Source organism: Bifidobacterium aerophilum, assembly GCF_010667685.1.
In the GTDB taxonomy this organism is placed as follows: Bacteria; Actinomycetota; Actinomycetes; order Actinomycetales; family Bifidobacteriaceae; genus Bifidobacterium; species Bifidobacterium aerophilum.
In genome coordinates this window covers 24,112-47,834 of the sequence record NZ_WHZW01000015.1, presented here as the reverse complement: position 1 = coordinate 47,834, position 23,723 = coordinate 24,112, and the positions used below count along the sequence as shown (strand labels likewise).

Below are 23,723 nucleotides of genomic sequence, written 5' to 3'. Positions count from 1 at the left end.
GGCGTGTTGGATGCCAAAGTCGGGCAAAATGGCATGTTTTGTTCGCTTTTTGCCCTATTGATTGCGGTTCGGGGTGTCTCTGCTCGGGTGCGCGTTCACGTGCGTTTATAAATGTTTACACTGTAAGATAATATCAATGTCGTTGCGTGCGCAAGGTGCACATGTGGGCCGTGTGGAAAGGTGTGGCCGATGGGATTCGAACAGGAGGCCGTCGATGAGCTGTGGCGCACCGCGTGGTGTCATCGCTCGGACATGCAGCGCGAGCTGTCGCGCGGCGCGCAGGGCGAGATGTTCGCCATCCGCCAGCTCGCCCATCACGGCACGATGACCCCGTCTCAGCTGGCGGCCGCGCTCAACGCGACGTCCGGTCGCATCTCGACGCTGCTGGCGGCAATGGAGAAGAAAGGCCTGATCACGCGCGAGGTCGATCCCGACGATCGCCGCGTGGTGCTGGTGAACCTGACCGACGAGGGGCGCGAGCGCGGCCGCAAGGACATGCAGGAGGCCCGTGACGCGATCTGCTGGATCTTCTCGCAGATGGGGGAGCGGCGTACCCGCGAGTTCGTGGACCTGTCGTGTGAGTTCGTGACCTACCTGTCGATCTGCCAGCCCGGCAAGCCGCGTCCGACGCCGGAGGAAGTGCGCAAGGCGTTCGAAGCGGCCAAGGCCGACGCCTAGTCTTGGTGCGACCGTCGCGTTCTCGATGGCGTCGGTTCATCCATGCGTGGCGGAAGCGCTTGTTTGGGTTCCTTGAGTGAGCGTCTTCCGCCACGGTGATTGCGTTCTCAGGAAACACGCAGAATCATATGTAATATCTTACATTGTAAGTAATTTGATAGTAGAAACTAATTGATGGCTTGGCTGCTATCCAACGTCATCGCAAACAATCCAACACAACGCAAAGGGGAATCCGATGCTTCGCATCATGAAATACCTCTCCAAAGCGGAGATAGGGCAGATGCTCATCGCGCTGGTGGCCATCGTCGGCCAGGTCTGGTTCGATCTCGAACTGCCCGACTATATGTCCGACATCACCACGCTTGTCGAAACGCCGGGCAGCGAGATGCGCGACATCTGGATCGCCGGCGGCAAGATGTTGCTCGTCTCGCTCGGCTCGGTCGCCTGCGCGGTCGTGACCGGATTCATCGCGGCGCGCATCGCCGCCAGCTTCGGACAGCGTCTGCGCTCGCTTGAATTCGCCAAGGTGGAATCCTTCGGTCCGGCCGAAATGAGCCGGTTCTCGACCGCCAGCCTCATTACGCGCTCGACCAACGACATCACGCAGATCCAGATGTTCATCACCATGGGCTTGCAGATGATCGTCAAGTCGCCGATCATGGCCGTCTGGGCGATCATGAAGATCGCCGGCGACGGTGTCGAATGGACGCTCGCCACCGCCGTCGCGGTCGTCGTGCTGCTGGTCTCCATCGTCGTGCTCATGGCTCTCGTCATGCCGAAATTCAAGGCGATGCAGCGCCTGACCGACAACATCAACCTTGTTTCACGTGAAAACCTCACCGGCCTGCGCGTGGTTCGCGCATACAACGCCGAGGACTATCAGGAGGCCAAGTTCACCAAGGCCAACAAGGAACTCACCGACACGCAGCTGTTCACCAACCGCGCGATGGCCGTGATGATGCCGCTGATGAACACCGTGATGAACGGCCTCATGCTCGCCGTCTACTGGATCGGCGCCTCCCTGATCAACGCCGCCGAGGCGATGGACAAGCTCACCGTGTTCTCGAACATGGTCGTGTTCTCCAGCTATTCGGTCCAGGTCATCATGAGCTTCCTGCTCATGAGCATGGTGTTCGTGCTCTGGCCCCGCGCCGACGTGTCCGCGCAGCGCGTACTTGAGGTACTCGACACCGAGCCGCTGGTGACCGACGGCCACGACACGGCCGCCGACGTGGCGCGACTCGGCCGCGGACGGACCGGAACGGTCGAATTCCGCGACGTGAGCTTCGCCTATCCCGACTCGCGCGAGCCGATCCTCGAACACGTCTCGTTTACGGCCGATCGTGGCCAGACCGTCGCGTTCATCGGCGCCACCGGCTCCGGCAAGACGTCGCTGATCAACCTCGTGCCGCGTTTCTACGACGTCTCCTCCGGACAGGTGCTCGTCGACGGCGTGGACGTGCGCGACTGGGATCTCGCCGCACTGCGCGACACGATCGGCTATGTGCCGCAGAAATCCGTACTGTTCAAAGGCACCGTCTCGTCCAACATCAGTTACGGCGACGATGCGCACGCCGGCGGGGACGTTCCGTCGAACGATACCGCCGGTATCGCATCGGCCGAACGCGTACGCGAAGCGGCAGACGTCGCACAGGCGACGGAATTCGTCGACCGCATGGACGACGGATTCGACGCGGCCATCGCGCAGGGCGGCTCGAACGTGTCCGGCGGCCAGAAGCAGCGCCTGTCGATCGCGCGCGCCGTCTACCGCGATCCGGAAATCCTGATATTCGACGACTCGTTCAGCGCGCTCGATTTCAAGACCGACCGCGCGGTGCGCGACGCGCTCTCCGAACACGCCAAGGGCGCGACCAAACTCATCGTCGCACAGCGCATCGGCACCATCATGAACGCCGACCGCATCGTCGTGCTCGACGACGGCAAGGTCGTCGGCCAGGGCACGCACCGCGAACTGCTCGACAACTGCGACGTCTACCGCCAGATCGCCGAATCCCAGCTCAGCAAAACCGAGCTGACCGCGTGACCATCGTTTTCTCGGATCCTTCCGCCAAGGACCGGGATTGACTTGAAAGGACTTCTATCATGCCAGGACCAACGAATCGTCCGATGGGTCGCGGGCCACACGGCCCCGCAGGCGGCGTCGTTGAAAAGCCGCAGGATTTCGGCGTCAGCATGGGCAAGCTCGTGCGATTCTGCCGCAAGTACATCCCCGCCATCATCATCGCGCTCGTACTCGGCGCGGCCGGCACGATCTGCCAGATCGTCGGACCGGACAAGCTCAAGGACATGACCAACGAGATCACCAAAGGGCTGCCCGCGCTCGTCAACGGCAAGCCGGTCATGAACTCGATCGACCTCGACGCGGTCGCCCGCATCGGCTGGCTGCTCGTCGCGCTGTACGTCGGCTACGCGATCCTCAGCTACCTGCAAAGCTGGCTGATGGCGGACATCACGCAACGCACCGCACAGGAACTGCGCGAGGCGATCAGCGTGAAAATCAACAAACTGCCGCTCGGCTACTTCGACAAGGTCAGCTACGGCGACGTGCTCAGCCGCATCACCAACGACGTCGACGCGATCGGCCAGACCCTCGGCCAGTCGCTCGGCTCGCTCATCACCTCCATCACGCTGTTCGTCGGCGCGCTCGTCATGATGTTCTGGAACAACTGGATCATGGCCCTGTGCGCCATCGGCTCCAGCCTCGTCGGACTCGTGCTCATGGGCGCCATCATGGCGGCCTCGCAACGGTACTTCACGCGCCAGCAGGTCGCGCTCGGCGACGTCAACGGACACGTCGAGGAAATGTACTCCGGACACATCATCGTCAAGGCGTACAACGGCGAAGCCGACGCGATCCGCCGCTTCGAAAAGTACAACGCCGACCTGTATGATTCCGGCTGGAAATCGCAGTTCCTGTCCGGCCTCATGATGCCGCTCATGCAGTTCGTCGGCAACTTCGGATACGTCGTCGTGTGCGTCGTCGGCGCGGCGCTCGCCATGGACGGGCAGATCGAATTCGGCGTCATCGTCGCGTTCATGATGTACATCCGCCTGTTCACGCAGCCGCTGTCCCAGTTCGCGCAGGCATTCCAGAACCTGCAGCGGTGCGCGGCCGCATCCGAGCGCGTGTTCGGCTTCCTCGAAGAGCCCGAAATGGCCGACGAATCCGACAAGCCGGCGCTGCTCGGCACGGATCGTGCAGACGGTACGGGCGCGCCGGTGCGCGGCGACGTCACGTTCGACCACGTCCGCTTCGAATACGAGCCGGGCAAGCCGATCATCAACGACTTCTCCGCAAGCGTCAAGGCCGGGCAGAAAGTCGCGATCGTCGGACCGACCGGCGCCGGCAAAACCACGATGGTCAACCTGCTCATGCGTTTCTACGAGATCGCCGGCGGCCGCATCACCATCGACGGCGTGGACACCAAGTCCGTGCCGCGCTGGAACGTGCACGACCAGTTCTCCATGGTCCTGCAGGACACCTGGGTGTTCCACGGCACCGTGCGCGAGAACATCGCGTACTCTAAGGCCGGCGTGACCGACGAGCAGATCCGCGAAGCATGCCGCGCGGTCGGACTGGACCACTACATCCAGTCCCTGCCCGACGGATACGACACGGTGCTCGACGAGAACACGTCGCTGTCGGCCGGCCAGAAGCAGCTGCTCACCATCGCCCGCGCCATGGTGCAGGACGCGCCGATCCTCATCCTGGATGAAGCGACCTCGTCCGTTGACACGCGAACGGAAGAGCTCATCCAGAAGGCGATGGACGCGCTCACCGTCGGCCGCACGAGCTTCGTCATCGCGCACCGCCTGTCCACCATCCGCGACGCCGACATGATCCTTGTCATGAACCACGGCGACGTGATCGAGCGCGGCACCCACGACGAACTCCTCGCGGCGGGAGGGTTCTACGCCGACCTCTACAACAGCCAATTCACGCTCGTCGGATAACGGAGTGTCCGCAGCACCGTGCGAGGTTTGAAGTATCACATACGTCTGCACCTCGCCCGGCACTGCGGACACACGCGTTATCCAACGAGCTACGCTCACCAGCTGACGGAGTGTCCGCTGCACGCTCGCCGGAACGGAATCGCCCGTGCTTTTGGCACGGGCGATGCTGTGTTGTTGGCGGCTTGCGCCGCGGTACCCCACCCGGCGGCTACGCCGCCACCCTCCCCTGATAGGGGAGGGAGTGCATATTGAACGCAAAAACAGCACGCAGCACGCGCCCCTCAAAGGGGAGGGAAGAGCTCAAAGATCGGGGAAGGGGACGATCCCTTTTTGTCGATCCCTTTTTCGGCAGGGGAGAGAGAACCCGAAGATCGAGAAATGCGACGATCCCTTTTCCGACAGGGGGTGTAGTAGGGCGCCGTAAAGCGTCGAAAGTCATGGATTTCCCTCCCCTTTGAGGGGAGGGTGGCGCGAAGCGCCGGGTGGGGTACCGCGGCGCGGCGGCGCCGCCAACAACACGGCATCGCGCGAAGCGTGACTCCGAAATTGCGGCGCCGCGCGTGATTCCAAAATTGCGGCGCGGCGGCGCGATCCTGATACTGTGCGCGAGCATGATGCCTCGCGAAGCGCGATTCCGCTGTCGTCGCGGCCGGTCCGCCGGCGTTACATGGCGGCCGTATCGGGGCTGTATCGTAAGCGCATCTACCGGGCTGGCGGCGGTGGTGCCGATATGCCGGTCAACGGGTCGACGATACGGAGGTGCCGATGAGCGAGACGATGCGCGACGCGCTGTTTTTGGTCGTGCTGTTCCTTGCGAACGTGATCCAAGCGATCACCGGATTCGCCGGCACCGTGCTGGCCATGCCGTTTTCGATGCTGCTGCTCGGCACCGACGCCGCCAAAGTCGTCCTCAACCTCACCACCCTGCTCGCATGCCTGTGGCTCGGCATCCAGCATCGCGCGCACATCCGCTGGCGCATCCTCGGCGAAATGGTCGGACTCATGGCCGTCGGCATGGTCGCCGGCATCGCCCTGTACGCCGCGCTTCCGGTCGCGCCGCTGCAAAAAGCCTACGGCCTGTTCATCATCGTGATCGCCCTGAAAAACCTGCTGCGCCCCAGCCGCACCGATCCGCCGCGCTGGCTGCTCGTCGTCATCGCGCTCGCCGCCGGCGTGATCCACGGCATGTTCATCTCCGGCGGCGCGCTGCTCGTGATCTACGCGACCGCCACGCTCAAGGACAAGAACGAGTTCCGTGCGACGATGGCGTGCGTATGGGTCGCGCTCAACTCGCTCATGGCCGTCGAGCAGGGCGCATCCGGCGCGATGACGCCGCATACGCTTGTACTCAGCGCGTTCGCGGTCCCGCCGCTGATCGTGGCGATCATCATCGGGAACCGTTTGCAGAAACACGTCAGCCAACATGCGTTCTTGGTACTGACGTATATACTGCTGGTGATCTCCGGCGCGTCGATCGTGCTGTGACAAGGAGGATTCCCGATGACGGTTCGGCTCAAGGAGCTGGTGGAACAGGCCAACGACCATGATCTGACGCTTGTGGCCGGGCGTAATGGCCTCGAACGGCCCGTGCGCTGGGTGCACATGGTCGAGAACGAGGAGATCGCGGGCTTCCTCGAAGGCCAAGAGGTCACGTTCACGACCGGCATCGGATTGGAGACGCAGGAGGATCTGCCGGGATTGCTGAAAAGCGCGTACGACTCCGGCGCGTCGGCGGCGGTGGTGAACATCGGCCCGTTCATCCACCAGATCAGCCCGGACGCGATCCGCTTCTGCGACGAGCATGATTTTCCGCTGTTCAAGGTGCCGTGGAGCGTGCACATGGCGCAGATCATGCACAGTTTCAGCCTCGCGATCACCATGAGCGAGAAGCACAGCATGGAACTTGCCGCCGCGCTCGAGAACGCGATCTTCCACCCCGATCGTGAGGAGATGTATCTCGAGTATCTCGAACAGTCCGGTTTCGGCAAGGACTGGAACTATTGCGTGGCCGTGTTCAGCGCGTGCGCCGAGCCGGACGAAGAAACCGACGGTGCCCAGTCCAGTGGGCAGCCCGGCGGCCAATCAGGCAAACCGTCCGGCGAATCGACCCGCAAACGGCATGATGTCGACCGCATCGCGCAATACACGCGCGAGATCGAATCATTGGTCACCCGCAACCAGTGGCGCGTGGCCGTCGTACACATCGAGGACCGGCTGGTGCTGGTCTTCGCGAGGTACACGGTCGAACAGGTCGAGATGATGGTACGTGAGATGATCGCGGCCATCCGTCAGCGCGACGCGACGCTCGACCGCACGTACATCGGCGTCGGCAAGGTGACGAAATCCGCGCGGTGCATCGGCAAAAGCTATCATCAGGCCCTTAAACTCGAACGTTTGCAACACTTGCGCAACCGTGCCGGTGAAGTCGCGCTGTACGACAATTCCGGCGTCGACAAACTGCTGCTCGCCATCGCCGACCGCGACATCCTCGACGACTACTATCGCGACAGCATCGGCCCGCTCGTCGAATACGACCGCGTCAACGGCACCGAACTGACCGAGACGCTGCGCACGTACTTCCAATTCTCCGGTTCGGTCAAGGAGACCGCGGAACGGCTGTTCGTGCACCGCAACACGGTGAGCTACCAGCTCAACAAGATCGAGGACATCCTCGGCGTGAACCTGTCCGATTTCCGCACGCGCGAGTTCCTGTCGGTCGGGCTGCAGGTGCGCGAGATCCTCGACTGCTGATACGGCTGGCCTGACCGCCGCCGGCCAACGCTGACCGTCGATTGTGCCGGAGCACAATCAGGTTTAGGTCGCACAATATAGATCGGACGATCATTCGCTCGTAGACTGCAAAGCAATCACGGAATCCACAAGGATTTCGGGCAGTTGCCGAACGGATGACCGTCGCAACAATCACCGTGCATAACTCGCGGGAAATGTTTCGATTGTGTATCGTGCACACATAGCGCACGTTTCCGTCTCATCCATCCGGCATCACCAACCGGCCGCAACCGCACCGAACGCACTGAACGTCCGAACGCTCCAACGGCCGCAACCGAAAGGACGAGACGATGAGCGAATCACTGGCGACCAAGGAACTGACCGGCGACGAAGTGGCCGAACTGCACCGCGAATACGTGATGCAGTCGTGGCACAAGCAGGGCGAGCCGGTCATGCCAGTCAAGTCCGCCAAGGGCATCTACGTGTACGACTACGACGGCAACAAGTACGCCGACATGTCGTCGCTGCTCGTGTGCTCCAACCTCGGCCACGAACTGCCCGAAATCGTGGACGCGATCAAGGACCAGGCCGACAAGATGTGCTTCATGGCCCCCGCCTACGCGTCCGAACCGAAGTCGAAGCTCGCCAAGATGATCGTCGACCTCGCCGGCCCCGACTTCTACCAGCGCGTGTTCTTCACCAACGGCGGCGCCGACTCCAACGAGAACGCGATCAAGATGGCCCGTATGGTGACCGGCCGCGAGAAGATCTTCAGCTGCTACCGCTCCTACCACGGCTCCACCCTTGGCGCCTCGTTCGCGTCCGGCGACTGGCGTCGCTTCGCCTCCGAGGCGGGCGGTGCGGCCCCGAGCTTCGTGCACTTCATGAACCCGAACATGTACGAGGACGGCTTCGAACGCGGCAAGGACGACGCCAAGGTCACCGCGCTGTACCTCAAGCGCCTCGAAGACCAGCTCATCTACGAGAACCCGGACAACGTGGCCGCGATCCTCATGGAGTCGATCGTCGGCGCGAACGGCGTGATCCTGCCGCCGGACGGTTACATGGAAGGCGTGCGCGCGCTGTGCGACAAGTACGGCATCCTCATGATCTGCGACGAGGTCATGGCCGGCTGGTGCCGCACCGGCAAGATGTTCGCGTGGCAGAACTTCGACATCAAGCCCGACATCTTCACGTTCGCGAAGGGCGTCACCTGCGGCTACGTGCCGCTCGGCGGCGTGGTCGTCTCCAAGAAGGTCTCCGACTACTTCACCGACCACGTCCTGCAGTGCGGCCTGACCTACTCCGGCCACACGCTGGCCTGCGCCGCGGGCGTCGCCGCCGTGAACTACTACGTCGAGCACGACATCGCCGGGCACGTCATGGAGATGGAAGGCATCCTGAAGCCGTTCCTCGAAGAGATGGAAGCCAAGCACAAGTGCGTGGGCGAGTCCCGCTGCATCGGCCTGTTCGCCGCGATGACGATCGTCAAGAACAAGGAGACGCGCGAGCTGATGAGCCCGTACCACACCGCGAACCCGGTGATGGGCAAGATCATGGGCGCGCTCAAGGACAAGGGATTCCTCACGTTCGGCCGCGAGACGAACGTGAACATCTGCCCGCCGCTGACGATCACCGCAGAGGAGCTCAAGGCCGAACTGCCGAAGGTGGACGAGGTGCTCACCTGGGTGGACGAGAACTTCTGCGACTGAACGATGACGGCCTAGGCTCTCGGCCGTTCTGCCATAGTCACTTGCGCCTCCTGCCAGGGGGAGCTGGCTGTGAAGCAGACTGAGGGGGTCAATGCCGTCACGTTCGAACCCCCTCAGTCAGCCAAGGCTGACAGCTCCCCCTGATAGGGGGCGCAGCCGTGGTACATGCGGCGGACGTAGCGGATACGGGATCGCTCCCTTGATAGGGGGAGCAGAGGATGGAAGAAAGGAAACACATCATGCTGTGGGATTATGAGCAGCCGGTCGCGATCCGCTTCGGCAACGGCCGCGTGCGCGAGATCAAGGACGTCGCAGCGGACCTGGGCCTGACCGAAGGCGGCCTGCTCGTCACATCCGACCATTTCGTGCACGACGGCACGGCCGCCCGGCTCGTCAAGGAATCCGACGGCGCGCTTGCCGAGGTCTTCTCCGCATTCTCGCCGAACCCGGACGTGACCGAGGTCGACGCGGCCGCCGCGATCATCCGCGAGAAGCACCTCAGGTTCGTCGTCGCGATGGGCGGCGGCAGTGCGATGGATCTCGCGAAAGCCGCGGCCAGCATCGCGTTGACGAACGATTCGATCGCCGACTATCACGGCACCGGCAAGCCGATGCCGCTCGACCATCTGCCGCTGATCGCCGTGCCGACCACCGCCGGCACCGGCAGCGAGGTCACCTGCGTTTCCGTGCTCACCAACCGTGCGCTCGGCAAGAAGGCGCCGATCGTCTCCGACGGATTCTTCCCGTCCGTCGCGATCATCGACCCCGAACTGACGTACTCCGTCCCGCCGCACGTCACCGCGTCCTGCGGCATGGACGTGCTCAGCCAGGCGATCGAAGGCTACTGGAGCAAGGGCCACCAGCCGATCTGCGACGCGTGCGCGATCCACGCCGCGCCGCTCGTCTTCAAATACCTGCCGATCGCCGTGGCCGAGCCGGACAACGCCGAAGCGCGGCAGAAGATGTGCGAGGCGTCGGTGATCGCCGGACTCGCGTTCACGCTGCCGAAGACCACGTCGTCGCACGCCTGCTCGTTCCCGCTGACCAACATCCACGGGATCCCGCACGGCGAGGCCTGCGGACTGACGCTCGACTGGTTCGCAAGAATCAACGCGGACGCGCAGCACGGCCGCGTGCAGGAGTTCGCGCGGGCGATCGGATTCGACGACGTCGACGCGATGGCCGACGCGATCCACGATCTGAAAGTCAAGACCGGACTGCGTACCGGACTCAAGGACCTGCAGCTGACCGAATCGCAGATCGACGATCTGGTACGCATCAGCCGGCACCCGAACCTGTACAACAACCCGGTCGAGATCACCGACGACATGCTGCGCGACATGTACGAACACCTCGCGGCGACGGACTGAGCGACTACGTAACGCAACGGAAACGGGATGTTAGCGATTCGGGTCGCGTTGCGTAATCGAACGGGCGGTTGCCGGCCGTAAACCTAAGGCAACGCGAATGTAGAGAGGAACGATCATGAGCGAAAAGACAACGTCGACCGCGTCGGACGGCACGGCCACGACGCCGGATACGCCGGTCGTGGCAGGCACCGCGATCGCCGGCACCGCGATCGTGGAAAGCGAGAAAACCGCCAAGCGCAAGCCGATGCCGGCCTGGATGCAGTCGAAGAAAATCCAGCCGGTCATCTCGCTCGTGCTGCTGATCGCGGTCTGGTGGGGTGCGACCTCCGCGAACCTCATCAACTCGCTGTACCTGCCCGGCCCCAAGGCCGTGTGGGACGCGTTCGTCGAAGCGAACAGCTGCCGCCCGGCCTCGGAAGGCTCGTCACGCATCGTGTGCGGCGAACAGCAGTACTTCCTGTGGCAGCATCTGGTCGTCAGCCTCGAACGCATCGGCATCGGCATGCTGCTCGGCATCGCCGTCGGCGTGCTCGTCGGCTTCATCCTCGCTGAAATCGGCTGGCTCAACCGCATCGTCCTGCCGTACATCAACTTCATCCGCGCCCTGCCGCCGCTCGGCTACATCGGCCTGCTCATCGTCTGGTTCGGCATCGGCGACACCACGAAGATCTGGCTGCTGTTCCTCGCCGCGTTCCCGCCGATCGTGCTCGCCACGGTGGACGGCATCAACGGCGTGAACCGCGACCGCGTCAACTCGGCGCTCTCGCTCGGCGCATCGCGGCCCAAGGCGTTCCTGTTCGTCGTGTTCCCGAGCGCGCTGCCGTCCATCATGAACGGCATCCGCCTCGCGGTCGGCTTCGCTTGGACCACCGTCGTCGCGGCCGAACTCAACAACGGCATCCCTGGCATCGGCGCGCTCGCGTACCTGTCCGGCACCGAACTGAACACGCCGCTGACCATCGCCTGCATTTTCGTGATCGGCATCGCCGCGCTGCTGCTCGACTGGCTCATCCTCGGCATCACGCATCTGGTGACGCCGTGGGTCGGCAAGGAATAACCGGCTGCCGCGTATCCGGCTGCCGCGTATCCGGCTGCCGCGTATCCGGTCGGTCTGAGTGAACGTAACCTAGGCGAACGCAACCCGAGCGAACGTAGAGAGGAACCATGATGAACGAGAACGTACGTACCTCCGCCGCCACACGACGTACCGTCATCCGCCGAGCCGCGGCCGCGCTGCTCGCCGGCGCGACGCTGACCGGCGTCACAGCCTGCGCGAAAATGCCGACCGCCGACGAACTCGTCGGCAACACGTCCGGCGCGACCGTCACCGCATGTCCGGTCGAATCGGCCAAGAACGAGAAGTTCACCGGCACCGTGCGCATCGCATGGCAGGCCATCCCGAACGCCGACCTGATCGTCAAGGACAAGGGACTGCTCGAAGCCTGCCTGCCGAACGCGACGATCCAGTGGAGTCAGTTCAACTCCGGCGGCGACGTCATCCAGGCGTTCGGCTCGAATTCGCTCGACATCGGCCTGGCCGGATCGTCGCCGGCCGTGCGCGCCGCATCCGCCCCGCTCAACCTGCCGGTCAAGGTCGTCTGGATCCACGACATCATCGGCGACGCGGAATCGCTCGTCGCGCGCGGCGGCGACTACCAGTCCATCAAGGACCTCGCCGGCAAGAACATCGCCGTGCCGTTCGGCTCGACCTCGCACTTCTCGCTGCTGTCCGCGCTGCACAACGCCGGCATGAACGAGACAAGCGTGCACCTGATCAACCTCGACCCGGACAAGATGTCGGCCGCGTGGACGCGCGGCGAGATCGACGCGGCGTGGGTGTGGGATCCGGTCCTGAGCACGCTCAAGGCCGACGGCGGAACGATCGTCACGTCAAGCGCGGCGACCGCGAAAACCGGATCCGCGACCTACGACATGGAACTCGCGACCGACGCGTTCATCAAGGCCAACCCGGACGTGATGGAAACGTGGACCGCGGTCGAGAATTACGCGACCGGACTGATCTCCAGCGACGAGGCATCCTCCGCCGAATCGATCTCCACGATCCTCGGCAACTCGGTTGACGACGTCAAGCAGCAGTTCGCCGGCTACACGTACCCGCAGGCCAAGGACCAGAGCGACATCTTCCACGGCCAGCTGCCCGGCATCTTCAAGGCCACCGCCGAATTCCTCAAGACGCAGGGCAGCCTCGACACCGTGAGCGGCGACTACTCGAGCGTGCTGTACACCGACGCGATCGACGCGGTGGCGAAGGAATAACGGACTGCGGTACACCGGCGCAATACGACTTTCACACGAAAGGACCTGATCATGGCTGACAACAACGGACTCACCTGGGGCGAGCTGACCGAGAAGAAGTCGATGGACGACCAAGGCGTCGCGGTCGACATCCGCGGCGTCAACAAGCGGTTCGTGACCCAGCAGGGCGACGAGGTCACCGCGCTGCACGACATCAACCTGACGATCAACAAGCACGACTTCATCTGCGTGGTCGGCCGGTCCGGCTGCGGCAAGACGACGCTGCTCAACATGCTCGCCGGATTCGAGAAGCCGACCGACGGCGAACTCGTGTCGGGCGGTGTGGCGATCAACGGGCCGAGCCCGAAGCGCGGCGTCGTGTTCCAGAAGCCGCCGCTGTACCCGTGGCTCACCGTGCGCAAGAACGTCGAGTTCGGCATGAAGATGCAGGGCGTGCCGGCGGGCAAGCGCAAGGAGAAGGCCGATCATTTCCTCGACCTGGTGGGGCTGACGTCGGCGGCGGACCGGCGGCCGTACGAACTGTCCGGCGGCATGCAGCAGCGTGCGCAGATCGCGCGCGTGCTCGCCACCGAACCGGATCTGATCCTGATGGACGAGCCGTACGGCGCGCTGGACGCGCTCACCCGCGAGAAGCTGCAGAACGAGCTGCTGCGCATCTGGCGCGAAAAGCACAGCACCGTGTTCTTCATCACGCACAGCGTGGACGAGGCGATCTTCCTCGCCACCCGCGTGATCGTGATGAGCGCGCACCCGGGCACCGTGAAGATGGACATCCCGATCACCCTGCCGCGCGATCCGGACGACCCTGACAACATGGACAAGGTGCGCGCGATGCCCGAGTTCACGGAGCTGCGCGAGCGGATCACGCAGGCCATCTACGTGCAGGACGATCAGGAGTAGGCCGGTGCGGTGACGGGCGGCCGTAATTGAGTTCGTATCTCATCTTCGTGACTCAGGTACGGTCGTTATCGTCGAGTGGATGACCGTAACTGAGTCCACGTAACGGAGTGGGAGTCGGATATGGTCGTTTCCGGACGGAATCAGGCCGTTACTGAGTCCATGTGACTGGTCCACGGTTCGATTACGGTCGTTATCGTCGGACAATAAGACCGTTACTGAGTCACGATGATGGAACGTGGACTCGGTTACGGCTGCCTGAGATCGGGCCGCGCGGGTCGGATACCCGGCTTGCGGTAGGTTGGTGGGCATGGCACTTGCACTGTATCGACGTTATCGACCGGACACCTTCGACGGGGTCATCGGACAGGATCAGGTCACGATCCCGCTGATGCGCGCGCTCGACGCGGGCAAGCTCACCCATGCCTACCTGTTCTCCGGCCCGCGCGGCTGCGGCAAGACCAGCTCCGCGCGCATCCTCGCCCGGTGCATCAACTGCGCGAAGGGCCCGACCTCGCACCCGTGCGGCGAATGCGACTCGTGCCGCGACCTCGCCACCGGCGGTCCCGGTTCGATCGACGTGGTCGAGATCGACGCGGCCAGCCACAACGGCGTGGACGACGCCCGCGAACTGCGCGAACGCGCCGGATTCGCGCCCGCCCGCGACCGGTACAAGATCTTCATCCTCGACGAGGCGCACATGGTCACGCAGCAGGGCTTCAACGCGCTGCTCAAGATCGTGGAGGAGCCGCCGGAACACGTCATGTTCATCTTCGCGACGACCGAGCCGGACAAGGTGATCGGCACGATCCGCTCGCGCACCCACCACTACCCGTTCCGCCTGGTCCCGCAGGAGATCATGGGGCCGTACCTGGAGACGATCTGCGAGAAGGAACATATCAAGCCGGAAGCCGGCGTCTTGAAGCTTGCGATGCGTGCGGGCGGCGGCTCGGTGCGTGACACGCTTTCGGTATTGGACCAGTTGATGGTCGGCTCCGTGGACGGCGTGATCTCGCACGATTCCGTGGTGGCGCTGCTCGGCTTCACCCCGGAGGCGTTGATCGGCGAGGCCGTCGACGCGGTGATCGACCGCGACGGCGAGGCTCTGTACGGCGTGATCCAGAAGGTCGTGGTCGGCGGATTCGACCCGCGGCGGTTCGTGGAGGATCTGCTCGCCCGCGTGCGTGACCTGCTGGTGCTGCTGTTGGCCGGCGAACGTGCGGAAACGGTGATGTCGGACACCGCCGAAGGCGAGAACATGGCCGATTTGCAGCGGCAGGCGTCGGCGCTCGGACTGGGCGCGCTGACCGCGATGGCCGACACGATCAACACGACGCTGGGTTCGATGACCGGCGCGATTTCGCCGCGCATGCGACTGGAACTGCTCGCCGCGCGACTACTCGCCGGTGCGGAATCCGGATTTGCGACGATTCCGACGGGCGAGACCGGCGGATCCTCGGTCCCCTCGGCCGGGGATTCCGGTTCGCGCAACGCGGCCGGGGGCGCGTCCACCGGTTTCGCCGGCGCCAAGCGCAACCAGCAGTCCTCAGGTTTCGCGGGTTCGGCCCGCAACCAGAGCGCCCAAGCCGATTCCCAAGCGTCGTCGGGTGGCCGCGCCCCCGGTCAGCCTGCGACCGGAGGTCCGACCGTGGAATCGCCGAGTCATGCCGAACCGCTGCGCCCCCTGACAGGGGGGGCTGGCGCGCGCAGCGCGACTGAGGGGGTCCAGGAAGCGACCACTCCGCAAGCCAATCCGGCGCCGCAAGCCCCTGCTCCCGATGACACCCGTACCCCGGACCAGAAGTGGGACGCCCTGGTCGCGGCCCTTCCCGCCGACGTGCAACGCTACGTGAACCGCACCAAGGTGCCGAAGATCCTGCTCTCCGCAGATCAAGCCCATGCCGGCCATCAGCGCCTGTGGCTCAAGTTCGACAAGTCCCTGAGCAAATACGCCTTTGCGCTCGCCGTGGCCGACGAGGCCGTGGACGGCACCACGAACGTGGTCGCCATCGTGCGCAGCGAGGTCCACAGGCTGTTCGGCGAAAACGTGACCATCGCGCCGACCAACAAAATGGCCGACGGCAGCGTCGCGCCCCCGTTCAGCAAGCTGCCGCAGGACCAGCAGCAGAAGGTCAAGGCGCAGCTCCTGCAGGAGAGCCTGCGTGCGGCCGTTGCGAAAACCGCGGCCGAATCCGCGTCCTCGGCGACTTCCGTCGAGTCCGGCGAACGCGAAAGCGGCGATGCCGGTTCGTCCGAGGCGTCCGCCAAGACGGACGATGACGAGGTTCATCGAGCCGGTTCCGTCGCGCCGGCCGACGATGCCGATCCGTGGGCGACGCCGACCGGTGGCGCCACCCGATCCGGTGACACGCAGGCCGTCGATGTTCAGGCTCCCGACTCCGATCCGTGGGCGCAACCGGACGGCACCGTGCATCCGCTGCCGGTCCACGACGATCATGCCGGTAACGGGAATCTGGAACAGCATCACAAGCATGTCGCCGTGCCGGATCCTAGCGACGACGTCGATCCATGGGCGCAGCCGTCCGCGCCGATCGTCGCGCCTCAGCCATCCGGACAGTCTGTCGCGGCACAAGCCGTACAGCCGGGTTCCGATCCGTGGAATCAACCCATGCCCGCAACCCGTCCGAACGGTCCGTCCGCGGGAGTCGGGAACGCGGCGCCTTCGTCGCGCCCCGCATCCGCCGATCCATGGGACCAGTCGATCCCGCTGCCCGACGTCGCCCCGCCTGACGATGACCCGTGGGCGGCGCAACAGCCCATCCCGACGTTCCATCAGCCTTCGGCCACTCCGGCCCGTTCGGCTGCGTCCGGATATCAGCAGCCGGCCGCGCAGGTCGATCCGTGGGGTCACCCGTTGGGTGCGGCCGGTTCGTCCGGCGCAAACGGCGTCCCGGCGGGCTTCGGCGCCGGCATGACGGCAGCCGACGGCGCTCCCGCCGCGCCGCAGGTCGACCCGGACGAGGACGAGTACTCGATGGACGACGAATCGCTCGGCAGCGTGACCGCGATGGACGTCGACGAGCTCAAGAAGTTCTTCGAGGTCAAGAAGGTCGAGGAGTTCAAGGCCGACGACCCGAAGAACCCGCGCAACATCGCCCGCAACACCAAGCACGAGGAGTAGCACGCATCCATGGCACTTGCATATGACGGCGCGATCCAGCGCTTGATCGACGCGTTCGCGCACCTGCCCGGCATCGGGCCGAAAGGCGCGCAGCGCATCGCGTTTTACATGCTGTCCGCATCCGACGAGGAGGCGCAGCAGCTCATCGACGCGATCACCGAGGTCAAGGAGAAGGTGCGGTTCTGCGACATCTGCGGCAACGTGTGCGAGACGAGCCCCTGCCCGGTATGCGTTGACCCGCGCCGCGACCGCAGCGTGATCTGCGTGGTCGAGGAGGCCAAGGACGTGATGAGCATCGAGCGCACGCGCGAATACCGCGGCCTCTACCATGTGCTCGGCGGCGCGATCAACCCGATGGCCAACGTCGGCCCGGCCGATCTCAACATCCCCAAGCTGCTCGACCGGCTCAAGACCGACGAGGTCAAAGAGGTCATCCTCGCGCTTGACCCGAACATCGAAGGCGAGGCGACCACCACATACCTGAGCCGTCTGCTCGGGCCGCTCGGCATCAAGGTCACCAAGCTCGCCAGCGGCCTGCCCGTCGGCTCCGACCTCGAATACGCCGACGAAATCACCCTCGGCCGCGCGCTCGCCGGACGTCGCGAGGCGTGACCGGGATTCGGTGATCGGGCAGCGTAACAGCCGGAACGGTTGCGGGGCAATAAAAAACTCCCCCGAAAGCGGGGGAGTTTGTGTGTGTGACGGACTATCGTCCGTCATGGCTTACGCTGGAAATCACTTGGACGCGGCGAGACGCTCGCGCGCTTCCTTGATTTCCTTCTCGGCGACGGTCCTGCAATTACGGACGGCCTACGGCCGTCTCAGTATTGGCTCGCCTGTCGGCTCGCACGTCGCCGCGCGAAGCCCACTGGGCTTCGCTGACGGAAATCACTTCGCGCTGTTCGCGAGACGCTCGCGCGCTTCCTTGATTTCCTTTTCGGCGACGTCAGCGCCGGTCCAGTAGTCGCCCGGCTTGACTTCCTTGCCCGGCTCGAGGGCCTTGTACTGCTCGAAGAAGTGCTTGATCTCGGCGAGGTGGTACTCGTTGACGTCCTTGACGTCCTTGATGCCGTCGTAACGAACGTCGGCCGGCACGCACAGCACCTTGTCGTCGCCGCCCTCTTCGTCCTCCATGTGGTACAGACCGACGGCGCGGCACTCGACGACGCAGCCCGGGAACACGGAGTTCTTGACCATCACGAGCGCGTCCAGCGGATCGCCGTCCTCGCCCAGCGTGCCCTCGATGTAGCCGTAGTCATCCGGGTAGCCCATCGCGGTGAACAGCTCACGGTCGAGGAAGACGCGGCCGGTCTCCTGGTCCACTTCGTACTTGTTCTTGGAACCGCGCGGGATCTCGACCACGACGTTGAAGGTTTCTGCCATGTTGTTCTCCTTGAGAATCGACAGTTGTATTGACATGCACCACAATACCGCGTGCCCGTCCCGTGTGGAATCGGCGGCCCGGCCTGTCCGTACGAGAGATGCAAAAGACCGAACCATGCCACGAGTTAGCGGATCGTGAGCCTGGTTCGGCCTTTGCGTATGAGACAACGCTGTTCCTGACGGGGGAGCGCCCCGACAGGAACAGCGGGCAGGAACGACTAGCGCATGACGGTGAAGACGTGCGCCACGTCGGCCCACGGGGCCAGCGAGACGAAGTTGTCCCAGTGCCACTCGAACTCGCGGCCGGTCAGCTCGTCGCGCAGATGCGCGCCCTTGGCCGGATCGACGTCGAAGTCGGGCATCTCGAAGTGCACTTCGTCCTGATGCGCGTTGTGGCCGTCGAGGTTCACCACGACGATCAGCGTCTCCGCCTTGCCGGTGCCGGTCAGCTCGGCCGGCGTGTGGCGCGCGAACGCGAGGATGTTCGGGTCGTGCGTCGGCAGCAGGCTCACGTTGTGATAGCTGAACGCGGCGGCATGCTCGCGGCGGATGCGGTTGAGCGACGTGAGCAGCTTGGCGATGCCGAACTTCTTGGCCGAGGCCCAGTCGCGGACCTTGACCTCGTACTTCTCGTTGTCGTTCTGCTCCTCGAAGCCCGGGCGCTGCTTGTTCTCGATCAGCTCGAAGCCGTTGTAGATGCCCCACGACGGCGAGCCCATCGCGGCGAGCACGGCGCGCACCGCATGGCCGGCGATGCCGTTGTCGCGCACGTAGGCGGTGAGGATGTCAGGCGTGGTCGGCCAGAACGTGTTGTGCTGGTAGTAGCCGTCGTCGCCGTTCGTCTCGAGCAGGTACTCGCTCAGCTCCTCCTTGGTGTTGCGCCACGGGAAGTAGCAGTGCGACTGCGTGAAGCCGACGTAGCTCAGCGCGCGCATCATGCCCGGGCGGGTGAACGCCTCGGCGAGGAACAGCACCTCCGGGTGCTTCCTCGTGACGGACGCGATCACGTCCTGCCAGAAGCGCACCGGCTTGGTGTGCGGGTTGTCGACGCGGAAGATCGTCACGCCCGCCTCGATCCACAGGTTCATGATGCGCTCGACCTCATGCTCGATGCCCGGCATGTCGGCGTTGAAGTCGATCGGATAGATGTCCTGGTACTTCTTCGGCGGGTTTTCGGCGAACGCGATCGTGCCGTCCGGCTTGGTGCGGAACCAGTTCGGGTGCTCCTTGACCCACGGGTGGTCCGGCGAGCACTGCAGCGCGAAGTCGAGCGCGATCTCGAGACCGAGCTCGTGCGCCTTCGCGCACAGGGCCTTGAAGTCGTCCATCGTGCCGAGCAGCGGGTCGACGGTGTCATGGCCGCCGAGCGAGCTGCCGATGCCGAACGGCGAGCCCGGATCGTCCGGTCCGGCGACGAGCGAGTTGTTGCGGCCCTTGCGGTTGGTCACGCCGATCGGGAAGATCGGCGGCAGGTACACGATGTCGAAGCCTTCGGCCTTCGCGCGTTCGAGACCGGAGATCGAAGTCTTCAGCGTGCCCTGCACGATCTTGCCGGTCGCCTCGTCGACGTACGCGCCTTCGGAACGCGGGAAGAACTGATACCACGCGGCGAAGGACGACGCCGGGCGCTCGACCTTGAAACGCTGCGGTTCGCTCGGGGAGACGCCGTCGCGTAGCGGATTGGACTCGTGCAGCGCGGCGATCTCGTCGTTGTCGGCCGCGGCGAGACGATCCTCGGCGCTCAGCGTGCGGTCCGCGGCGGTCTTGGCCGCGGCCTTCAGCGTCTTGCGCTGCTCGGCGTTCAGGCGGGCGTCCTTGGTGGTCGCCCAGCGTTCGAGCAGTTCGGCGCCGGAATCCAGAGCGTTCTCGACGTCGTCGTGCACCTTGACCTTGATGCGCGCGTCACGCAGCCAGGACGCGTACGTGTCCTCCCAGCCTTCGATCGTGACGGTCCACACGCCCAGCTGACGCTTGATCTCGGCGAACTCCGGTTCCCACGGCTTCGCGTCGGAGCGCTCGCCGCAGGTCAGTTCGACCTCCCAGCGGTCCAGGCCGGGATTCGTGCAGGTCATCGGAACGCGGGCCATTTCCTTGCCGCGCGGCGTACGCACGACCGCGGTCGCGCCGACCTTGGTACGTCCCTCGATGAACACCTGCGCGGTGACCTTGAAGGCCTCGCCCAGTTCGACGCGCGCCGGGAAGACGCCGCGCTCCTCGGCCGGGGTGATGTCCATGACGTTGATGCGGCCGAACTGGCCCGGTTCCTCGGCCGGGATCGACGGTGCCGGGATCTCGCCGACCAGTCCGGGGAACGCGGACTTCGGCGCGGCTGCCTTGCGGGATGTGGTCTTGCGCGTCGACGTGCGGCGCGTGGTCTTGCGGGCCGGCTTGGCTTCCGGCTTCGTGGTTTCGCTGACGGTTTCGGCCGCGGTATTCTTGGTCTCTTCTGTCATATTCAATCTCATTCTCACTTGATGACGGTGGCCGTATCATGCGACGGCTGCGCGGCGGCCCTGATGCGGGTCATGTCAGGCTGGTCTGCTCCGGACTTCGTTGTCTTGGCAACGGAGCGTGTATGTGGGGGAGAGATGCTGCCTGACGAACGTGCAGCGTCGCTGAAATGTACTGCCATGACTGCCATTGTATGACCGAATGGCCGGATTGCGGCGGAATGCCCGTTTCATGGGCGTTACGAAACGAAAAAATCCGGGAAACCGCAACGGATTTCCCGGATTTCGATATCGTAGCGGGGCATGGATTTGAACCATGGACCTCTGGGTTATGAGCCCAGCGAGCTACCGAGCTGCTCCACCCCGCGTCGGCTTGTCTTTGAGACAGCTCTATCTAAGATACCGGCGGATATGCATATGTCAAATCGGCGTGTCGCACTTGGTTGGTGGGGTATGGGCGACGTATGCGCATTGGTGCGGGACGCGCGCATAAGTCATACATATTGTCATAATGGATGTCATGCCTATCAAGATCCCCAGCGGCCTGCCGGCCCGTGCCATCCTCGACTCGGAGCGCATCTTCGCGCTCGAGAAGCCCGAAGCGGAGCGTCAGCGCGTGCGCCCGCTCAAACTGGTGATCCTGAACCTCATGCCCAAGAAGATCGAGACCGAGACGCAGCTGCTGCGCCTCATCTCCAAAAGCCCGCTGCAGGTCGAGATCGATTTCATGAAGACCTCGACGCACGAGGCCACGCACGTCTCCGCCGACCACCTGCTCAAGTTCTACGAGACGCTCGACGCGTTCCGCGACAATTATTACGACGGCTTCGTCGTCACCGGCGCCCCGGTCGAGCACATGCCGTTCGAGGACGTCGACTACTGGGACGAGTTCAAGGCGATCCTCGACTGGGCCTCGACGCACGTCTTCTCGACGATGTACCTGTGCTGGGGCGCGATGGGCGCGCTCAACTACCGCTACGGCGTGCGCAAGATCGACTACCCGCAGAAGATCTTCGGCGTGTTCCCGCAGTACCTGCAGGACGAGTACTGCTTCCTGACGAACGGATTCGACGAGATCGCGCTGCAGCCGCATTCGCGCCTGGCCGGCGTGAACGAGGACGACGTGGCCGCGAGCCCCGACCTGCAGGTGCTCACGTGGGGGCCGCAGTCCGGTCCGGGGCTGATCGCGACGCGCGATTTCTCGGAGGTGTTCGCGCTCGGCCATTGGGAGTACGGCAAGTACACGCTCGCCGAGGAATACGAGCGCGACATGAACAAGGGAATGACGAACGTGCCGTTCCCGGTCAATTACTTCCCGCACGACGACCCGAAGCTCGAACCGCTGTTCAGCTGGCGCGCGCACGGGAACCTCCTGTGGCGCAACTGGCTGAACTGGGTGTACCAGACGACGCCGTACGACCTGACCGAAGTGCCGGGGCTGCGCAAGGAGAAAAAGCTCGGCACGGACCGTTCGATCCGCCATGAGCCGGGCTCCCCGCGCAAGGACGGCTTCGCGCCGTTCGCTCACGACGGCTACGGCGTGATAGAGGGCTGATGTCCGCAACGTGGACGGAGCGATAGCCGAAAAACGAACGTCCGGAATGTCGCAATGCGGCTGTGATGGTGAGCGATAACGCAACAATTGTTGACAGATCGTCTAAACACGCGGATTGCGCAAAACGCCGACGGAACGGCACGGTTCCGCGGTTGTTTGACTTTGTCCGAAGACGGGCTAATAATCACTTCTCAGCCATTCGGAGTCGAATGCACGACGTCGACTCCAAGCCACGCCGCGCGGACCCTGAACCGGGGAGACGGAAGTAACCGGCGTGTCACATTCGCCCCACCCCTTGGGCTAAACTGACACCGGAAACAAGAAGCAGGAGGCGTGATTATGGTCGGTTCATTCGGCACCGGTATGCTGTTGGCAGCCGAGACTGGCGCGCATCTTCCGTCGGTCGATGACTTCCTTCCTCCGGAGATCCTGTTCCAGGGCACTCCGTTCGCGATCAATCGCATCATTCTTATCCGCATCGTCGCCACGATCGTGCTGCTGGCCGTGCTCGGCGTCACCGCGAGCCGCGCCAAGCTGATCCCCGGCCGCTGGCAGGGCGTCGTCGAGATGGGCCTCGACTTCGTGCGCGACAAGATCGTCTACGACATCATGGGCGAGACCCGCGGCAAGCGCTACGTGCCGATGATCACCACGCTGTTCTTCACGATCTTCGTGTTCAACCTGTGCGGCATCATCCCGGGCATGAACATGGCCGCCACGGCGACCGTCGTCATGCCGCTGGTGTTCGCGCTGTGGACGATGGCGCAGTACTGGATCGCCGCCGCCCGCTCGCAGGGCCTCGGCCACTACCTGCGCCACGAGCTGTTCACGCCGGGCGTGCCGTGGCCGGTCTACATCCTGCTCGCGCCGATCAACATCCTCGAGCTGCTCGTCATCCGTCCGGCCTCGCTGACGATCCGACTCTTCGCGAACATGGTCTCCGGCCACCTCATGGTCGCCACCTGCCTCGCGTTCGCGCAGTACTGGATGGTCGACGCGGTCAACAAGCTGCAGGGCGTCCCGGTGGGCGCGCTGTGGTTCGCCGGCGGTTTCGCGATGACCTGCTTCGAGGCGTTCGTCGCGTTCCTGCAGGCCTACGTGTTCGCGATCCTGTCGACCGTGTACATCAACCTGAGCTTCCCGGAGGAGTGACCGAGCGGTCATCCGCGCACGGCCCGACTCCCGTCCCCGCACGTTCCGCACCACGACAGTCATACGAATAATCGACGGAACGCAAGCGGAACCCCAAGATTTATAACGTCACCTCGTACGTTAGAAAGGAAACAGAAATGGATATCATCACCCTCGCTGAGGTCGCCGGCAACCTGTCCGTCATCGGCTACGGCATCGGTACTCTGGGCCCTGGCATCGGTCTGGGCATCCTCTTCGGTAAGGCCATGGAATCCACCGCCCGCCAGCCCGAGATGTCCGGCAAGATCCAGACCATCATGTTCATCGGCCTGGCTCTGGTCGAGGTGCTGGCCCTGATCGGCTTCGTCGCCGCCCTGATCATCAAGTAAGACCCAGGCGAACGCACGAAACAACGATCCATGT

General features: G+C 64.1%; 17 protein-coding genes, 1 tRNA gene and 2 pseudogenes. 16 read left to right on the top strand and 4 right to left on the bottom strand.

Features of this window, described 5'->3' with window-relative positions; translation table 11 throughout:
* The first annotated feature begins 189 nt into the window (after nucleotides 1–189).
* From GFD25_RS08015 to recR, 13 genes and pseudogenes are all read left to right on the top strand, one after another.
* Complete coding sequence (locus GFD25_RS08015) at nucleotides 190–678, top strand: MarR family winged helix-turn-helix transcriptional regulator (protein ID WP_163231670.1); 489 nt, start codon at nucleotides 190–192, stop codon at nucleotides 676–678.
* A 235-nt stretch (nucleotides 679–913) separates the two neighbouring features.
* A pseudogene (locus GFD25_RS12570) lies at nucleotides 914–1,729 on the top strand (ABC transporter permease); the annotation flags it as partial.
* Between the two features lie 207 nt (nucleotides 1,730–1,936).
* A pseudogene (locus GFD25_RS12565) lies at nucleotides 1,937–2,722 on the top strand (ABC transporter ATP-binding protein); the annotation flags it as partial.
* Nucleotides 2,723–2,805: 83 nt separating this feature from the next.
* A complete protein-coding gene (locus GFD25_RS08005) occupies nucleotides 2,806–4,653 on the top strand; it encodes an ABC transporter ATP-binding protein (RefSeq protein WP_204314833.1) in 1,848 nt (615 codons plus the stop codon).
* A 765-nt stretch (nucleotides 4,654–5,418) separates the two neighbouring features.
* A complete protein-coding gene (locus GFD25_RS08000) occupies nucleotides 5,419–6,138 on the top strand; it encodes a sulfite exporter TauE/SafE family protein (RefSeq protein WP_163231664.1) in 720 nt (239 codons plus the stop codon).
* Between the two features lie 15 nt (nucleotides 6,139–6,153).
* Complete coding sequence (locus GFD25_RS07995) at nucleotides 6,154–7,404, top strand: PucR family transcriptional regulator (protein ID WP_163231662.1); 1,251 nt, start codon at nucleotides 6,154–6,156, stop codon at nucleotides 7,402–7,404.
* A gap of 329 nt (nucleotides 7,405–7,733) precedes the next feature.
* Nucleotides 7,734–9,095 (top strand): aminotransferase class III-fold pyridoxal phosphate-dependent enzyme, encoded by a 1,362-nt coding sequence (locus GFD25_RS07990; RefSeq protein ID WP_163231660.1) that lies wholly within the window; start codon nucleotides 7,734–7,736, stop codon nucleotides 9,093–9,095.
* A 218-nt stretch (nucleotides 9,096–9,313) separates the two neighbouring features.
* Nucleotides 9,314–10,465: an iron-containing alcohol dehydrogenase family protein gene (locus GFD25_RS07985; protein WP_204314831.1), complete on the top strand. Its 1,152-nt coding sequence runs from the start codon at nucleotides 9,314–9,316 to the stop codon at nucleotides 10,463–10,465.
* Between the two features lie 115 nt (nucleotides 10,466–10,580).
* Nucleotides 10,581–11,522, top strand: coding sequence for an ABC transporter permease (locus tag GFD25_RS07980; RefSeq protein WP_204314830.1), 942 nt, complete (start codon nucleotides 10,581–10,583; stop codon nucleotides 11,520–11,522).
* Between the two features lie 110 nt (nucleotides 11,523–11,632).
* Nucleotides 11,633–12,742 carry a taurine ABC transporter substrate-binding protein gene (locus tag GFD25_RS07975; protein ID WP_163231658.1) on the top strand — a complete coding sequence of 370 codons (1,110 nt, stop codon included), beginning with the start codon at nucleotides 11,633–11,635 and terminating at the stop codon, nucleotides 12,740–12,742.
* A 51-nt stretch (nucleotides 12,743–12,793) separates the two neighbouring features.
* A complete protein-coding gene (locus GFD25_RS07970; RefSeq protein ID WP_204314829.1) occupies nucleotides 12,794–13,642 on the top strand; it encodes an ABC transporter ATP-binding protein in 849 nt (282 codons plus the stop codon).
* A 307-nt stretch (nucleotides 13,643–13,949) separates the two neighbouring features.
* A complete protein-coding gene (dnaX, locus tag GFD25_RS07965; RefSeq protein ID WP_163231656.1) occupies nucleotides 13,950–16,781 on the top strand; it encodes a DNA polymerase III subunit gamma/tau in 2,832 nt (943 codons plus the stop codon).
* 9 nt (nucleotides 16,782–16,790) lie between these two features.
* Nucleotides 16,791–17,393: a recombination mediator RecR gene (recR, locus tag GFD25_RS07960; protein ID WP_163231654.1), complete on the top strand. Its 603-nt coding sequence runs from the start codon at nucleotides 16,791–16,793 to the stop codon at nucleotides 17,391–17,393.
* A gap of 276 nt (nucleotides 17,394–17,669) precedes the next feature.
* Here the strand turns inward: recR and GFD25_RS07955 are convergent, their stop codons facing one another.
* The 4 genes from GFD25_RS07955 to GFD25_RS07940 form a co-directional block, all read right to left on the bottom strand.
* Nucleotides 17,670–18,164, bottom strand: a complete 495-nt coding sequence (locus GFD25_RS07955; RefSeq protein WP_163231652.1) for an inorganic diphosphatase — start codon at nucleotides 18,162–18,164, stop codon at nucleotides 17,670–17,672.
* A 218-nt stretch (nucleotides 18,165–18,382) separates the two neighbouring features.
* On the bottom strand, nucleotides 18,383–20,617 hold the full coding sequence (locus GFD25_RS07950; protein WP_163231650.1) for an alpha-1,4-glucan--maltose-1-phosphate maltosyltransferase: 2,235 nt from the start codon (nucleotides 20,615–20,617) through the stop codon (nucleotides 18,383–18,385).
* 14 nt (nucleotides 20,618–20,631) lie between these two features.
* Complete coding sequence (locus tag GFD25_RS07945; RefSeq protein WP_163231648.1) at nucleotides 20,632–20,796, bottom strand: hypothetical protein; 165 nt, start codon at nucleotides 20,794–20,796, stop codon at nucleotides 20,632–20,634.
* A 112-nt stretch (nucleotides 20,797–20,908) separates the two neighbouring features.
* A tRNA-Met gene (locus GFD25_RS07940) sits at nucleotides 20,909–20,982 on the bottom strand.
* Between the two features lie 152 nt (nucleotides 20,983–21,134).
* Between GFD25_RS07940 and GFD25_RS07935 the strand changes: the two genes are divergently transcribed.
* From GFD25_RS07935 to atpE, 3 genes are all read left to right on the top strand, one after another.
* On the top strand, nucleotides 21,135–22,169 hold the full coding sequence (locus GFD25_RS07935) for a homoserine O-succinyltransferase (RefSeq protein ID WP_163231646.1): 1,035 nt from the start codon (nucleotides 21,135–21,137) through the stop codon (nucleotides 22,167–22,169).
* 339 nt (nucleotides 22,170–22,508) lie between these two features.
* Nucleotides 22,509–23,321 (top strand): F0F1 ATP synthase subunit A, encoded by an 813-nt coding sequence (gene atpB / locus GFD25_RS07930; RefSeq protein WP_163231644.1) that lies wholly within the window; start codon nucleotides 22,509–22,511, stop codon nucleotides 23,319–23,321.
* Between the two features lie 137 nt (nucleotides 23,322–23,458).
* The gene (gene atpE, locus GFD25_RS07925) at nucleotides 23,459–23,689 is read left to right on the top strand and encodes an ATP synthase F0 subunit C (protein WP_033493409.1); all 231 of its coding nucleotides are present in this window, start codon (nucleotides 23,459–23,461) and stop codon (nucleotides 23,687–23,689) included.
* Nucleotides 23,690–23,723 lie beyond the last annotated feature (34 nt).